General features: G+C 61.9%; 15 protein-coding genes and 1 pseudogene. 5 read left to right on the plus strand and 11 right to left on the minus strand.

Annotation, left to right across the window (positions count from 1 at the left end; translation table 11 throughout):
* Positions 1-7: 7 nt before the first annotated feature.
* The gene (locus IEV38_RS15335; RefSeq protein WP_268234693.1) at positions 8-556 is read right to left on the minus strand and encodes an MFS transporter; all 549 of its coding nucleotides are present in this window, start codon (positions 554-556) and stop codon (positions 8-10) included.
* 94 nt (positions 557-650) lie between these two features.
* Positions 651-1,184: pseudogene (locus tag IEV38_RS15340) on the minus strand (MFS transporter); the annotation flags it as partial.
* Positions 1,185-1,285: 101 nt separating this feature from the next.
* Here IEV38_RS15340 and IEV38_RS01175 point away from each other — a divergent pair.
* Positions 1,286-1,783: a MarR family winged helix-turn-helix transcriptional regulator gene (locus tag IEV38_RS01175; RefSeq protein WP_188394337.1), complete on the plus strand. Its 498-nt coding sequence runs from the start codon at positions 1,286-1,288 to the stop codon at positions 1,781-1,783.
* Between the two features lie 76 nt (positions 1,784-1,859).
* Here IEV38_RS01175 and IEV38_RS01180 read toward each other — a convergent pair whose 3' ends face one another.
* Both IEV38_RS01180 and clsB read right to left on the minus strand, forming a co-directional pair.
* Positions 1,860-2,885 carry a lysylphosphatidylglycerol synthase domain-containing protein gene (locus IEV38_RS01180; protein WP_229728489.1) on the minus strand — a complete coding sequence of 342 codons (1,026 nt, stop codon included), beginning with the start codon at positions 2,883-2,885 and terminating at the stop codon, positions 1,860-1,862.
* Positions 2,885-4,117, minus strand: a complete 1,233-nt coding sequence (gene clsB / locus IEV38_RS01185) for a cardiolipin synthase ClsB (protein ID WP_188394338.1) — start codon at positions 4,115-4,117, stop codon at positions 2,885-2,887. Before clsB ends, IEV38_RS01180 begins: the two co-directional genes overlap by 1 nt.
* Before the next feature lie 239 nt (positions 4,118-4,356).
* On the opposite strand from clsB, the gene IEV38_RS01190 reads away from it, so the two are divergent.
* Positions 4,357-4,977, plus strand: coding sequence for a hypothetical protein (locus IEV38_RS01190; RefSeq protein ID WP_229728491.1), 621 nt, complete (start codon positions 4,357-4,359; stop codon positions 4,975-4,977).
* Positions 4,978-5,069: 92 nt separating this feature from the next.
* On the opposite strand, the gene IEV38_RS01195 is transcribed toward IEV38_RS01190, so the two are convergent.
* From IEV38_RS01195 to cyoA, 7 genes are read right to left on the minus strand one after another with little or no spacing between them, the layout of a single operon-like run.
* Positions 5,070-5,606 carry a response regulator transcription factor gene (locus tag IEV38_RS01195; RefSeq protein ID WP_188394339.1) on the minus strand — a complete coding sequence of 179 codons (537 nt, stop codon included), beginning with the start codon at positions 5,604-5,606 and terminating at the stop codon, positions 5,070-5,072.
* Position 5,607: 1 nt separating this feature from the next.
* Positions 5,608-6,951: an ATP-binding protein gene (locus IEV38_RS01200; protein WP_188394340.1), complete on the minus strand. Its 1,344-nt coding sequence runs from the start codon at positions 6,949-6,951 to the stop codon at positions 5,608-5,610.
* Positions 6,952-6,983: 32 nt separating this feature from the next.
* Positions 6,984-7,823, minus strand: coding sequence for an SURF1 family protein (locus IEV38_RS01205; protein ID WP_188394341.1), 840 nt, complete (start codon positions 7,821-7,823; stop codon positions 6,984-6,986).
* The gene (gene cyoD, locus IEV38_RS01210; RefSeq protein WP_188394342.1) at positions 7,820-8,248 is read right to left on the minus strand and encodes a cytochrome o ubiquinol oxidase subunit IV; all 429 of its coding nucleotides are present in this window, start codon (positions 8,246-8,248) and stop codon (positions 7,820-7,822) included. The genes IEV38_RS01205 and cyoD overlap by 4 nt, the downstream gene beginning before the upstream one ends.
* Positions 8,245-8,883 carry a cytochrome o ubiquinol oxidase subunit III gene (gene cyoC / locus IEV38_RS01215; RefSeq protein WP_188394343.1) on the minus strand — a complete coding sequence of 213 codons (639 nt, stop codon included), beginning with the start codon at positions 8,881-8,883 and terminating at the stop codon, positions 8,245-8,247. The genes cyoD and cyoC overlap by 4 nt, the downstream gene beginning before the upstream one ends.
* Positions 8,876-10,873, minus strand: a complete 1,998-nt coding sequence (cyoB, locus tag IEV38_RS01220; RefSeq protein WP_188394344.1) for a cytochrome o ubiquinol oxidase subunit I — start codon at positions 10,871-10,873, stop codon at positions 8,876-8,878. The genes cyoC and cyoB overlap by 8 nt, the downstream gene beginning before the upstream one ends.
* Positions 10,857-11,891: a ubiquinol oxidase subunit II gene (gene cyoA / locus IEV38_RS01225; protein ID WP_188394345.1), complete on the minus strand. Its 1,035-nt coding sequence runs from the start codon at positions 11,889-11,891 to the stop codon at positions 10,857-10,859. The genes cyoB and cyoA overlap by 17 nt, the downstream gene beginning before the upstream one ends.
* Before the next feature lie 185 nt (positions 11,892-12,076).
* Here cyoA and IEV38_RS01230 point away from each other — a divergent pair, with 185 nt between their 5' ends.
* The 3 genes from IEV38_RS01230 (at position 12,077) to IEV38_RS01240 (ending at position 15,453) form a co-directional block, all read left to right on the plus strand.
* Positions 12,077-13,435 (plus strand): MFS transporter, encoded by a 1,359-nt coding sequence (locus IEV38_RS01230; protein ID WP_188394346.1) that lies wholly within the window; start codon positions 12,077-12,079, stop codon positions 13,433-13,435.
* 231 nt (positions 13,436-13,666) lie between these two features.
* Positions 13,667-14,266: a type 1 glutamine amidotransferase domain-containing protein gene (locus tag IEV38_RS01235; protein ID WP_188394347.1), complete on the plus strand. Its 600-nt coding sequence runs from the start codon at positions 13,667-13,669 to the stop codon at positions 14,264-14,266.
* Positions 14,267-14,397: 131 nt separating this feature from the next.
* Positions 14,398-15,453 (plus strand): DUF481 domain-containing protein, encoded by a 1,056-nt coding sequence (locus IEV38_RS01240; protein WP_188394348.1) that lies wholly within the window; start codon positions 14,398-14,400, stop codon positions 15,451-15,453.
* Positions 15,454-15,485 lie beyond the last annotated feature (32 nt).

Below are 15,485 nucleotides of genomic sequence, written 5' to 3' on the forward strand. Positions count from 1 at the left end.
GTATCGCTCAATGACGGGGATGGAGATGACAGTCGGCCGGCGCGAAACGCTGCGCAATCGCAAAGATCGCCAGTGTTGCCACCGCCATGAAGATCCAGGCGCCGGTCAGGTCGGAAGAATGCTCGCGCACCAGTCCGGCGATAAACGGGAACAACGCAGCGATCACATAGCCGCCGCCCTGCGCGAAGGCGACGATCTCGCCGGCGCGCTGCGGCGTGTCGGCATGATCCATCGCCACGATCAGCGACAGCGGGAACAGCGCACCGATGCCGCAGCCGAGCAGCACCGCCATCGGCCACGCGGCGGACAACGGTACCGCGATCAGCAGCACCAGCGCGCACAGCAGCGAGGCGGCTGCCGCATGCAGCGCGATGCGGCGGTCGCGCAAGCGATCTATCCACGCCGATACCGCCAGCCCCACCGTGACCTCGGACAGCGTCACCAAACCGAGCAGCGTGCCGGCCTCGGCCGGCGACCAGCCCAGGCCCGTGTAATAAGGCGGCAGCCAGGCCAGCACCAGCGCATAGGCGCCGGTGCCCAGTCCGAAGAACACCATCAGCAGCCAGGCACGCGGCAGGCGCAGCAGCGAGGGCGAGACCTGCGCGGGACGGCACCGACACCGGTTCCGGCGGACAGATCACGCGCCACAGCAGCGCCGCCAGCACCGCCGGCACGCCCCAGATCGACAGCGCGACGGTCCAGTCGAAATGCTCGGCCAGCACCGGCGCGCTGATGCCGGCGATCAGCGCGCCACCCATGATGGCCGTGGTATAGATGCCCATCGCACGCCCCGCCTTGTTCGCATAGCGCAGGCGGATGAAGATCGGCAGCAGCGCCTGCACCACCGCGATACCGAGTCCGGCCGCAAACGCCGTCAGCAGCAGGCTCGTGCTGCCCGGTTCGATCGCGCGCGCCAGACAAGCCACCGCGATCACCAGCAGCCCGAGCAGGATGCCGCGCCCGGCGCCAAGCACGCGCCGCAACTGCGCGGCCAGCAGACCGCACACACCCATCAGCACCACCGGCATCGTCGTCAGCAGGCTGGCGGCGGTATCGCTGACACCGGTCTGTGCCTGGATCTGGTCCAGCAGCGGACCGATGGTGGCGAGCACCGGACGCAGGTTGAGGCCGATGGCGACGATCGCAATCGAAAACAGCGCCAGCGAGGAACGGGAAACGGACATGAATGATCTTGAAGAAGGAACGCGAAAAAGATAAAGTATCTTGACGTCGAGATAGTATAGCAAAAATATCTCTACATAGAGATACTTGAAGGATGATGCAATTGGACAGAGCAGAAAAAGCCGCCGGACAATGGCGCAAGGAACGCCCCGACATCGACACCGGCCCGATGATCCTGCTGGGACGCCTGCAGGAGACCGCGCTCGTCATCTCGCGCGACAAGCTCAATCCGCTGTTTGCGGAATACGGCCTGCAGCCTGGCGAATTCGATGTGCTTGCCACCCTGCGCCGCAGCGGCGCACCCTACGCGCTGACACCGACGGCGCTCTACAACACCGCCATGATTTCATCCGGCAGCATGACCAATCGCATCGAGCGGCTGGAAAAGGCCGGACTCGTCAGTCGCAGCGCGCACCCGACCGACGGCCGCGGTTCGCTGGTGTCCCTGACGGCAAGCGGCCTGGCATTGATTGAAGAAATGATAGGCGCGCATGTGCAGAACCAGAAAGGCATCGTGCGCGCGCTGAGCAAAAGCGAACAGAACCAGCTCGCCGCATTGCTGCAAAAGCTGCTGGCCGATCAATGTCCGCCGCTTGATTGATACGGCGTTGCCATCAGGCGCAGAACAAGACGGGGGCCGCAGGCAGTGCTGACGCACGGCAAGGTACCCAACGCACTCATGCGCTTGAAGGCGAATCCATATGATGCTGTGACTGATGCTGCGACTGCCGGCGCCACTTCGCCTCCATGAACAGATAGGCGATCGTCGCCAGGCCGAGCGGAACGAAGTAGTAAAAGGTCCGATACAGCAACAGCCCGGCCAGCAGTTCGCTGGCCGGCAGGCGATGCGCGAGCAAGGCAACGAATACCGCCTCGATCACACCCAGACCGGCCGGCACATGCGTGATCACGCCTGCGATCGCGGCCAGCAACAGCACGCTCAGCACATCGACATAGGCGATCTTCTGCTGCAGCAGCAGCCATACCGTTACCCCCATCAGCAGCCAGTTGGCGCACGACATGAGCAGTTGCAGCAGACCGAAGCGCAGCGACGGCAGGCTCACTTCATGTCCGCGTAGCGACAGGCTCCTGCCGCCGCGCGCGGCGCACAGCACCAGATAGCCGAGCACCGTGGCAATTAGCGGAATGCCGAGCAGATGCAGTTGCGCCATATCGATCTTCCAGCTCGGCGGCAAGGCCAGGGGATGAAACCAGAACAAGGCGCCGGCCAGCAGCAGATAACCCAGCCAGTTGGTCGCCATGCTGGTGGCGACCACGCGCGTGATGGTGCCCGCATCCAGCCCGAGGCGCGAATACAGCCGGTAGCGAAACGCCACCCCGCCGACCAGCGATCCCAGATTCAGATTGAAGGCATAGCTGACCATGGTCACCGCGATCACCTGCCGCACGCGCAGCGCATGGCCGACCAGATATCTTCCGAGAAGATCGAAGCATCCGTACAGCGCATGACTGGCCAGCGCCAGCACGATCGCCGGCCACAACGCCAGAAGCGAACGTTCCTTCAAGGTGCCGAACACCTCCTGCCAGTCGATGGTGCGCGCATGCGAGACGATCAGCCAGCTGACGCCGACGAAGAAGGCCAGCTTGAGTGCGCGCATGGCCCATGGCCACCATGCCCGCTCCCGCATGCGCATGCCCTGCCCCTTCTTCAGGGCTGCCGGTGCATGCGCAGATTTCGCCATCAGGCTTCCCGCTCCGTCTGCCCGACCGCGGTATCGGCCTGCATCTGCTGCGCCGCCTGCAACGACGGCGCATGCGCAGGCAGCCAGCCGGCCCACAACGGATAGCGGCGCAGGATGTGGAACACGACAAAGCTGCGCACCAGCCGCCACCATGTCGGCTCCTTGATGTCCTCGATCGCCACCTGCCGACAGCTTTCGCGCATCAGCCGCTCCAGGCTGCTGTTCAGTTCGGCATTGAATGACCGGTCGCGAATCATCACATTTGCCTCGAGGTTGAGGGAAAGGCTCAGTGGATCGAGATTGCTGGAGCCGACCGTGGCCCATTCATCGTCGATCAGCGCCACCTTGCCATGCAGGGGCCGGTCGCAATATTCATGGATCTTCACGCCCGCGCTCAGCAGATGGTGGTACAGCATGCTGGCTGCATACTGCACGATCGGCATGTCCGGATTGCCCTGCAGGATCAGGGAAACATCCACGCCGCGCCGCGCCGCCTTGCGCAGCGACTTGATGAAGGCGTAACCAGGGAAAAAATAGGCGTTGGCGATCACGATGCGCCGTTGCGCAAGCCGGATCGCCAGCCGGTAGTGACGTTCGATATCGTTGCTGTGATTCTGGTTGTCGCGCCAGACAAAGGCGGCCACCGCACCGCGCGTCGATTCGCCGGGCAGCGGCGCGGCCCGCCTGCGGAACCAGCGCCGCCGTTCGCGGCGCTTGCCGACGGCAGCCTGTGCAAACTGGTACATGTGTTCGACCACCGGCCCGTGCACCTCGACCGCATAGTCCTGCTTGGCCTCCGGCCCGAAGTCCGCCAGATGATCGGCCGAGAAATTGATGCCGCCGATAAAGGCAGTCTCGCCGTCGATCACGATCAGCTTGCGGTGCAGGCGGCGAAACAGATGGATGCGGCGCATGATGCCGGGCGCCGGGTCAAAGACATGCACGCGCACGCCGGCATCGGTCAGTTGCGCGATGAATTCCGGCGACAGGTCGGGCGAGCCCCAGCCATCGATGGTCATATCGACCTGCACGCCACGGCGCGCGGCATCGGCCAAAGCCTGCTGCAGATCGCGGCCCACCTTGTCGTCGAACAGGATGAAGGTTTCGAGCAGGATATCCTTGCGCGCGGCAGCGATCGCCTCATAAACACGAGGGAAGAACGCCTCGCCATTCTCGAGCAGCGCAAAGCGATTGCCATCGACCCACGGTTGTTTCAAGTTCGTCCCTTCCATCTGGAGCGTCCTGCGCCACAGCGCGCAGAAACCGCTCGCCCACTCTAGCGGGAGCACCGTGCGGAGTATGTGCGATGGGTAACAGTCTGCCGCCCCTGCCTTGCCGCAATGCACGATGTTCGTCAACGCACAGAAAAACCATGTTCCCAACATTACCATTCAGCGGTAGAGTCGCACATGGACGGCAACCTTTCGCGTCCGGTCCTCGCGCATCGCAACTTTCATAAAGGAAAACCGACATGCCCACAAAAATGAGCGGTGAAAGCGCATCCATGCACGCCATCCATCTGATCGAAGAACAACTGGAGGTGCTGCCCATCTCGATTGCGGCCATTCTCTACGCAGCCGATGTCGGCAAGATCGAAGCCAGCCTGCTGAGCGATCTGCTGCTGAGAAGAAAGCCCCGCCCGCCCAAAACGGGCTCCGGCGGCAACATCGTCGCCAAGGAAGCCACGCCGACCGATCCGATCGATTTCCGCGAAGCCAGCCAGCACCTGCGCTCGCATCCGCGCGAAAAGATGGATTACGTGCGCGTGGTCATCAACAACGCGATCCTGGCAGTCGGCATCTTCATGCGCGAGAACGACATGGCCTCGATGCGCACGCCCGAAATCCAGTTCCTCGGACATGTCGTCAACGCCATCATCAACAAGGGCCACTTCAAGATCAATGAAGGCTACATTCCGATGGCAACCTTCGACGGCCATGTGATCGACAGCAGCCTCAACGGCAAGCCGCTGTTCGATACCGAAAAGGACGAAGGCTTCCTCGAATTCGGCGATGCGGTCGCCCTGCTGCAGTGGCTGTCGCGCTATCTGCGCGGGGAAAAGAAGTTCGTCTCCGGCGGCGATGCCGGCTGACGTCTCGCTTCGCACGAAAAAATGCCGGCATGTGCCGGCATTTTTTATGCATGCAGGGAAAAGCAAACGTCGCGCATGCGACGAGGCTCCTGCTACTTGACCCGCTGCTTTTCGAGCTTGCGCGCCAGCGTGCGGCGATGCATGCCGAGGCGGCGCGCCGCTTCGGAGATATTGAAATCGGCCTCGACCAGCACCTGATGGATGCGCTCCCATTCGAGCGTCTTGATCGAGGTTGACCGGTTGGTCAGCTCGATCTCGGTCGCGCCCGCCACGTGGTTGAAGGCAGCTTCGATGTCGTCGGTATTGGACGGCTTGGCCAGATACTGGCAGGCGCCGAGCTTGATCGCCTCCACCGCCGTCGCCAGGCTGGCGAAACCCGTCAGCACCACGATCAGCATGTCGGGATTATGCTTGTGCAGCATCTGCACGCAGGCCAGTCCCGAGGCATTGCCCTCGAGCTTGAGGTCAACCACCGCATAGCCGGGATTGTGCTCGCGCAGCAGCACCGCAGCCTCGTCCTGCTGGGTCGCCAACAGCACGTCGTAGCCGCGCCGCTCGAAGGAGCGCGACAGCGTGCGCGCAAACGCCGTGTCGTCCTCGATAATCAATAGCTGTCTTTCAGCCGACATGTCATTCATCCTCTTCCAGACTGATCGATGCCAATGGCAGCGTCACCTCGACCAATGCTCCGCCTTGCTCGCGGTTGCGGGCACTGATCGCGCCACCGAGCTTGCGCGCCACGTTGACGACCAGGAACAGTCCCAATCCTCTGCCGTGACGCCCCTTGGTTGACTGATACGGCTTGCCGAGCTGCGTCAGCATCGCGGGCGGAAAGCCGGGGCCCTCGTCGGCGATCTGCAAATGCAGGATATCGCCTTCGCGCGCCACTTCGAACGTGACCTTGTGCGGCGATGCCTCGGCGGCGTTATCCAGCACATTGCAGATCATCTGCTTGAGCACCGAATCGAAGGCAACCGGAATGTCCTGTTCGATCAGGTTACGGTAATCGAAGTGATCGACACTGCGGCTGTCGCGCCACTCCGCCACCAGTTCGTCGAGAAAGGTGCGCAGCGTGGTCTTGACCGACGATTCGCCGCGCGCCTCGCCGGCCGACAGCAGAATGCTGCTGACGATGCCCTTGCAGCGCAGGATCTGCGTTTCCATCTCGGCGATCTCGGCCTGCAGGTCCTTGCTCTGGAATTCCGGCATGCGGCGCCAGTCGCCGAGAATCACCGACAGCGTCGCCAGCGGCGTACCGAGCTCGTGCGCTGCGCCCGATGCCAGCAGCCCCATGCGCACGATGTGTTCCTCCTCGATGGCGCGGTTGCGCAGCTCGGCCAGTTCGGCATCGCCGGCGCGCAGGTTGGCGTTGATGCGGATGATGAAGAACGCCAGCAGCGCGGCATTGAGCACGAAGCAGATCAGGATACCCTGCACATAGAGGCTGAAGAACAGCGATTCGTTGTCGCGCGGCAGCACCAGCGGATGCGAAAACGCCGACAGTCCGACCAGGCAGGTGCTGGTAATGCCGACGATCATCCAGGTTGACCACGCCTCCAGCAGCAATGCGCTCAGGATGATCTGCAGCAGATAGAGAAAGACGAAGGGATTGGTGGTGCCGCCGCTCAGGTACAACTGGGCCGTCAGGATCGCGACATCGACCAGCATCGCGAGAAACAGCTCCTTGTTGGAAACCATGGGCCGTTCGTGCCAGCGCAGATGGCTGGCGATGTTGAATGCCACCAGGCACACCAGCACTTCCAGCATCAGGCGCACCGGCAACTCGATGCCGAACACCACGGTGACCACGAAGATGGTCGAGAGCTGGCCGATCACCGCGATCCAGCGCAACTGGATCAGTTGCTGCATGTTCTTGTGGCCGCTCAGGTGACCACTTATATTGCCGCCGGACAGCCCGACCCATCGTTTCCTCGCGTCAGATACGTTCGTTACGGATTCGATTTTTCCTGACATGCCGGTTTCCGGATCGTTTCATCGCCCATCGTTCACCTCGGTGACGGGGTCGGCCGTCCGGCCTTCCCGCTCCGGCCACGCAGCATCCATGCCGCAGCCGCCACCACCATCAAGGCAAGAGCATACCAAGTCAGCGCATAGACGAGGTGATTATTGTGAAACGCGATCACGGTCAGGCCGCCGACCGGCGGCTCCGCATCCTGCAGCAAGGGATCGGCAGGCACCGGCGTTGCGGCCGCCGCATCGACAAAGTAAGGCGCCACACGGGTCAACCCGCGCGCCTGTGCGATCGCCGCAATGTCGCGCGAATGCCAGCGATCGGCAGCCGGATCGTTTTCCCGCAGGAAGCCGCCGCCAGGTTCACTGATACGCAGCAGGCCATCGATGGCAAGCGGTTCCGACAATACCGGCCCGGCTTCCTTGTCCGCCAGCGCCTCGCGCAGCCGCGCAGCCGTTTGCGCCGTCACGAAACCGCGATTGACGAATACATTGTTGCCGTCCTCGTCGCGTACCGGCGTCAGCAGCCAAAAACCCGCCCCCAGCTCGGTGGTCGCCTGTGTCAGGACCGAGGCGCGATAATCGAGCCGACCGCGCACGGTGACGTGCCGATACTCGTCCGACGCGGCCGTCACCTGCGGCCAGCGGTCCGACCCCGGCGCCTGAACCGGCGCCGCGTGCACACGCTGTTCGACGCGCTCGATCAGCGCCAGCTTCCATTGCAGCCGATAGACCTGCCAGGTGCCCAGCGCCAGGAAACCGGTCGTCAGGACCGCTGCCAGCACCAGCAGCACGACGCGTGCCGAGCGCGAACGTAAAAGCGGCTCGGCTTCTTTCGAAACCGAGCCGCCTTGCAGGCCGTGCCTGTCCGTCATGGCTGGTTGCCGTGACCCACATGCGGCGCGCCGGCCGGCAGTTGGTTATGCGGCGCGTCGTGCATCATGCCGGGCATCATGTTGTGGTTCAGGTGGTACATGACCCAGATCGAACCCGCCAGCATGATGACCACGATCAGGACCGTGAAGATCAGCGCCAGCATGCTCCAGCCGCCTTCGACCTTGCTGTTCATGTGCAGGAAATAGATCATGTGGACCACGATCTGCACGGCGGCAAAGCCGAGGATGACGAAGGCCGTGGTGTTCGAATTCTCGAACACGTTGCCCATGACCAGCCAGAACGGAATTGCCGTCAGGATGACCGAGAGAACGAAGCCGACGACGTAACCCTTGGTGCTGGCGTGATAGCCATCGTCGTGGTCGTGATGACCGTGGTCGCCGTGTGCGTGTGTGTGATCGCTCATGGCAGAACTCCCATCAGATAAACAAAGGTGAAAACACCGATCCAGACCACGTCCAGGAAGTGCCAGAACATCGACAGGCACATCAGGCGACGACGGTTTTCAGGAATCAGGCCATGCTTGTTCAGTTGAACCAGCAGCGTGATCAGCCAGATGATGCCGAAGGTCACGTGCAGACCGTGGGTGCCGACCAGCGTGAAGAACGCCGACAGGAACGCACTGGTTTGCGGCGTGGCGCCCATGTGCCACAGGTGATAGAACTCGTACAGTTCGACCGCCAGGAACGCCGCGCCGAACAGGCCGGTGATGGCGAGCCAGAGCTGGGTCTTCCTCAGGTCCTTGTTCTGCATGGCGATCATGGCCATGCCGTAGGTGATCGACGACAGCAGCAGGAAGGCCGTGTTGATGGCCACCAGATTCAGGTCGAACAGTTCGGCACCCGTCGGACCGCCTGCATAGTTGCGACCGACCACCGCATACACTGCGAACAGCGAGGCGAAGATCAGGCAGTCGCTCATCAGGTAGATCCAGAAGCCCAGCAGCGTGCTGTGCTCCGGATGATGCTCGTGCACGTAGTAACGTGCTTCGTCAGCGGCGCCGCTCAGGGCGCCATGCGAGGTTGCGGTAATGTCAGACATGGCTTTCCAGCAAACGTGTACGTGCTTCTTCGGTGCGGGCTACTTCTTCCGCAGGGATGTAGAAATCACGCTTGTAATTGAAGGTATGGATGATCGAGGCAACGATGACGGCAGCGAACGTGACGCCCGCCAGCAGCCACATCTGCCAGACCAGGAAGAAGCCCAGGGCACCGCACATGGCCGAAATGATGAAACCGGCCGCCGTGTTCTTCGGCATGTGGATCGGCGTGAAACCGCCCGCAGGACGCTGGTAGCCGTTGGCCTTCATGTCGGCCCAGGTATCGGTACCATAGACGCGCGGCGTGAATGCGAAGTTGTAGTCAGGCGGCGGCGACGAGGTCGACCATTCCAGCGTGCGGCCATTCCACGGATCGCCGGTGACGTCACGCAGCTTGTCGCGCTTGAGGAAGCTGACGCCGAACTGGATCAGCATCGAACCGATACCCAGCGCGATCAGGAACGCGCCGAAGGCAGCGATCTGGAACCAGATCTGCAGCGACGGATCGTCGAAGTGGCTCATGCGGCGGGTCACGCCCATCAGGCCCAGCACGTACAGCGGCATGAAGGCGAAGTAGAAGCCGGTGACCCAGAACCAGAACGAGCACTTGCCCCAGAACGGATCGAGCTTGAAGCCGAACGCCTTCGGGAACCAGTAGTAGATACCCGCGAACAGGCCGAACAGCACGCCGCCGATGATCACGTTGTGGAAGTGGGCGATCAGGAACAGCGAGTTGTGCAGCACGAAGTCGGCCGGCGGAACCGCCAGCAGCACGCCGGTCATGCCGCCGATCACGAAGGTCACCATGAAGGCGATGGTCCACATCATCGGCAGTTCGAACGAGATGCGGCCGCGATACATCGTGAACAGCCAGTTGAAGATCTTGGCGCCGGTCGGGATCGAGATGATCATCGTCGTGATGCCGAAGAACGAGTTCACGCTCGCACCCGAACCCATCGTGAAGAAGTGGTGCAGCCACACCAGGTACGACAGGATGGTGATGACGACCGTCGCATACACCATCGAGGTGTAGCCGAACAGGCGCTTGCCGCAGTAGGTCGAGACCACTTCCGAGAAGATGCCGAAGCACGGCAGGATCAGGATGTAGACCTCCGGGTGACCCCAGATCCAGATCAGGTTGACGTACATCATGGCGTTGCCGCCGAGGTCGTTCGTGAAGAAGTTGGTGCCGACGAAACGATCCAGCGCCAGCAGCGTGATGACCGCAGTCAGGATCGGGAACGAAGCGACGATCAGCACGTTGGTGCACAGCGAGGTCCAGGTGAAGACAGGCATCTTCATCATGGTCATGCCGGGCGCGCGCATCTTGACGATGGTGGCGATCAGGTTGATGCCGGACAGCGTGGTGCCGACACCGGCCACCTGCAATGCCCAGATGTAGTAGTCGACCCCGACGTCCGGACTCGCGAGCATGCCCGACAGCGGCGGATACGCGAGCCAGCCGGTCTTGGCGAATTCACCGACGAACAGCGACACCATGATCAGGACGGCACCGAAGGTCGTCATCCAGAAGCTGAAGTTGTTCAGGAACGGAAAGGCCACGTCGCGCGCGCCGATCTGCAGCGGCACCACGTAGTTCATGAAGCCCGTCACCAGCGGCATCGCCACGAAGAAGATCATGATCACGCCGTGGGCGGTGAAGATCTGGTCGTAGTGGTGCGCGTTCAGGTAGCCGAGGTTGTCGCCGAAGGCGATCGCCTGCTGGATACGCATCATGATGGCGTCGGCAAAGCCGCGCAGCAGCATGATCAGACCGAGGATCATGTACATGATGCCGATCTTCTTGTGGTCGATACTGGTAATCCAGTTGCGCCACAGCGGACCCCAAAGACGGAAATAGGACAATGCGCCGACCAGTGCGAGGCCGCCGAGGACGACCGCGCAGAAGGTGACGATGAGAATCGGCTCGTGGGTCGGGATGGCATCCCAACCCAGACGGCCAAAAATCAGGTGGTTAGTATGCTCTTGCATCTTCGTTCTTCATCAAATTGGGAGTGGAACTGCACACTTCGTCGTTGATCAGTGCCAGACGAGCCGCAGCTTCGTTCTTGGACATGTTCATGACGGCGGCATCGATACGGATACGATTGGCATCGGCGACCATCATGTCCTTCATGCAGACGGTGCCCGGCACGACGCAACGGTTGACGATGGCTTCGAACAGTTCCGGATCGAGCTTGCCATAACGACGGACCGGCTCGCGTTCGCTCGGCTTTTCGAGCTCCACGTAGCTGGTGCGGTCGAGCGAATCGGCGTTGTCGCGCGTCGACTTGACCCAGGCCTCGAATTCCTCGTCGCTGACGGCGTGATACTTGAAGCGCATGTGCGAGAAGCCGGCGCCGCTGTAGTTGGCCGAGAAGCCGTCGAACACGCCCTGCTTGTTGATGACCGCGTTGAGCTGGGTTTCCATGCCCGCCATGGTGTAGATCTGGCCGGCCAGCGCAGGAATGTAGAACGAGTTCATCACGTTCGACGAGGTCAGCTTGAAGCGGATCGGCGTGTCGACCGGCGTCACCAGTTCGTTGACGGTGGCGATGCCCTGCTCCGGATAGATGAACAGCCATTTCCAGTCGAGCGAGACGACCTGCACCGTCATCGGCTGGTGATCGGCTGCCAGCGGACGCTCGGCATCGATGCGTTCCAGCGGACGGTACGGATCGAGCTTGTGGGTGCTGACCCAGGTGATCACGCCCAGCACGATGATGATCAGCAGCGGTGCGCCCCAGATCAGCAATTCGAGCTTGGTCGAGTGATCCCAGTCCGGCTCGTAGCGCGCTTCGGTATTACCCTTGCGATAGCGCCATGCGAAGACGAATGTCAGTATGATGACAGGGACGATGATGAGCAACATCAGCAGCGTCGAGATGACGATGAGGTTGCCCTGCTGGGCTGCAATGTCGCCGGCCGGATTGAGGACCAGCAGGTCGCATCCGGTGAGCAGTACGAGCGGCAGCAGCCACAAACCGCGACGTGTTGTTAAATGAGTCATTCCGTACATACAGAGGTTGGAGAGCGTGCTACTCTAATTGCAAATGCTCAATCTGCCGATTGGACGTTTTGTCCCACCTGGTGACCGACCAGGACATATATATAAACCCGCACATCAACCATAGATATTAAAAAAGCAATGACAGAGTAATTCGACGCACTAAACCAAGAATGGAGGCGAGGACCATGGCTACCACCACCTACTCAAATGGATACCCGGCCGGCGGCGCTGCACATGCAAGCGAAAGTACCGCGGCGCGGGATGCTCGGAACCTCAACGCAAGGCACGATACGATCGAACCGGGAGAAATCGCGGTCGGCGTCGTGATCGGGCGAACCTCGGAATACTTCGACTTCTTCGTCTATGCCATCGCCTCGGTGCTGGTGTTCCCGGCAGTGTTCTTCCCCTTCGAGGAACGCCTGACCGGCACGCTCTACTCCTTCCTGATCTTTTCCTTCGCCTTCATCGCGCGCCCGTTCGGGACCGTGATCTTCATGGAAATCCAGAAACGCTTCAGTCGCGAGGCCAAGCTGACGCTGGCGCTGTTCCTGCTCGGCTTCTCGACCGCCGGCATTGCCTTCTTGCCAACATACTCGACGCTGGGCGCCGCCGCCATCGTGTTCCTGGCATTGCTGCGCATCGGTCAGGGTATCGCGCTCGGCGGCTCGTGGGACGGCCTGCCCTCGCTGCTGGCGCTGAATGCGCCGCCGGAACGCCGCGGCTGGTACGCCATGCTCGGCCAGCTCGGCGCGCCATTCGGCTTCATGATCGCAGCCGGCCTGTTCGCCTACCTGCTGCAAGCGCTGTCGCTGCCGGACTTCCTCGAATGGGGCTGGCGCTATCCGTTCTACGTCGCCTTCGCGATCAACGTGGTCGCCCTGTTCGCCCGCCTGCGCCTGGTTTCCACGCCGGAATACACGCGCCTGCTCGATGAACAGGAACTGGAACCGACCAGCGTCACCGAACTGGCACGCAGCCAGGGCCGCAACGTGCTGATCGGCGCGCTCGCCGCCCTCGCCAGCTATGCGCTGTTCCACGTCGTCACGGTGTTCCCGTTGTCGTGGATCAACCTGTACTCGGCCCGCTCGATCAGCAACTTCCTGATGATCCAGATGGCCGGTGCCGTGCTCGGCGTGGTCGGCGTGATCTTCTCGGGCCTGATCGCCGACCGCTTCGGCCGCCGCACCACGCTCGGCTCGCTGGCTGCCGCCATCGCCGTCTTCAGCGCGCTGGTACCGGCCATGATGGATGGCGGCATCGGCGGCCAGAACGCCTTCATCCTGGCGGGCTTCTTCCTGCTCGGCCTGTCGTACGGCCAGGCTGCCGGTGCCGTGTCGGCCAACTTCCAGCAAAAATATCGCTACACCGGTGCTGCGCTGACCTCGGATCTGGCATGGCTGACGGGTGCCGGCTTTGCACCGCTGGTCGCGCTGGGCCTGTCGGCGCACTTCGGCCTCGGCTACGTCAGCCTGTACCTGCTGTCGGGCGCGGTCGGCACGCTGGCGGCATTGAGCATCAACCGCGCGCTGGAAATCCGCAACTAGCATCGCGCCTGCGCAATTCGGAGAAAGCCTTGCGGCAGTTGTTGCCGCAAGGCTTTTTTTATCGCCGGGGCCGTCTCAAGATAAAAGCGCCCCTCGGTGGACCGGGCAAGACCGTAGGGCTTGACCGAGGGGTGTTTTATTGCTCCGGGAAGCACCGTCGTGTCTCGCCAAATCCTTGAACTATCGCCCTTTTCACGACTCCCTCCCTATCATATGGACAGGAGAATCATCATGACCACTTCTCTCAACGGAATGCGCGTGGCCATTCTGGTCACCGACGGATTCGAACAGATAGAAATGACTTCACCCAAGGCTGCCCTCGAGAAGGAAGGCGCCACCGTCGTACTGGCGTCCGAACAGGCGGGCCAGGTGCAGGGCTTCAACCACGACACCAAGGCCGATCATTTCCTGGTGGATCAGACTTTCGACACCATCGACGCCCACGATTTCGACGCCGTGCTGTTGCCGGGCGGTGTCCAGAATTCCGACCACATCCGCCTGTTGCCGGCCGCACAGAAGTTCGTGCAGGCAATCCAGCAGCAGAACAAGCCGCTGGCCGTGATCTGCCACGGTGCCTGGCTGCTGATATCGGCCGGACTGGTCAAGGGACGCACGCTGACGAGCTGGCCGTCGCTGCAGGACGACATCCGCAATGCCGGCGGCAAGTGGGTGGATCAGGAAGTGGTGAGCGACGGCAACTGGACCAGCAGCCGCAAGCCGGATGATCTGCCCGCCTTCAACAAGGCCGTGATCAAGGCGATTGCCACCTACAAGGACAGCAGCGTGCGCGGGACGGAAGACGAGAATGCAACCGGTCTGGCTGCAGGTTGAGCGAATCAGCCACGTCAATAAACAAGGCGATCATTCGATCGCCTGTTTTTTTATACAGATACCTTGACGCAGCAATACGCTGCATGCGTTAACCTTGAGTTCCGTATTGATTGTTCTAGGAGCATTTCTGGATGAGTATTGGCAACATCTCGCACCCCTCGTTTTCCTCGGTCCGCGTTCGCATCTTCCGTCTGCTGGCCATCCTCCTCGCCTTCACCTTCTCCGCAGCCCATGCCGCCACCGTCACGCTGAACAATGGTGACCGCATCTCGGGCACGCTGAAGGACATGAACGACAACACGCTGGTGTTCGAGTCGGCCGTCTTCGGCGAGATCAAGATTCCGTTCGACCAGGTCAGCACGCTCGTGTCCGACGATGAAGTGCGCATCAGCCTCAAGGATGGCGCCGCCATCAAGGGCCGCGTCGCGTTGCAGGAAGACGGTGCCGTCGCCATTACCGAAGCGCCCGCCGCCGCACCGCGCACGGTACCGCGCCAGCAGCTGGCGGCGCTGAATCCGCCGATCATCGATGAATCGATGCAGTACTCGGGCCGCATCGATCTCGGCGGCGCCTTCAACCGCGGCAACTCGACCGACGACAAGCTCAACGTCAACGGCGAACTCGTGGCGCGCGACCTGAAGAATCGCTACACGCTCGGCTGGGAATTCAACGAGGCGAGTTCGGCCGAGGTCACCACCACCTCGAACCGCCGCCTGCTCGCCAAGTACGACCGCTTCCTGACCGAGAAGGACTACATCTTCTTCAGCGCCAAGGCCGAGAACGACAAGATGGCCGACCTCGAACTGCGTACCTCGCTCGGCAGCGGTTACGGTCGCCAGTTCATCGATACCGAACGCACCAGGTTCTCGGGCGAGGTCGGTCTCAATTACGTGAAGGAACGCTACTACGTGGCGCCCGACGAATCCTTCCCGACCCTGAGCCTGGGCATGAAGTACGACCGCAAGTTCTGGGACGACAAGCTGGTGTTCTTCGAATACCTGTCGGTCGATGCGAGCCTGGAAGACGCGAGCGATACGCTGGTGCGCAACCGCGTCGGCTTCCGCGTGCCAATCGCCAAGGGCCTCAACCTGAGCACGCAGTTCAACGTCGATTACGACAACCAGCCGGCACCGGGCAAGCGCAACACGGATCGCGCACTGGTCGTCAGCATCGGCTACGGTTTCTGATTCGGCCCCTGCCGGCGTGACCGATTCCTGAA

Origin of the sequence: Oxalicibacterium flavum (genome assembly GCF_014635065.1) — a bacterium.
GTDB lineage: Bacteria > Pseudomonadota > Gammaproteobacteria > Burkholderiales > Burkholderiaceae_D > Oxalicibacterium > Oxalicibacterium flavum.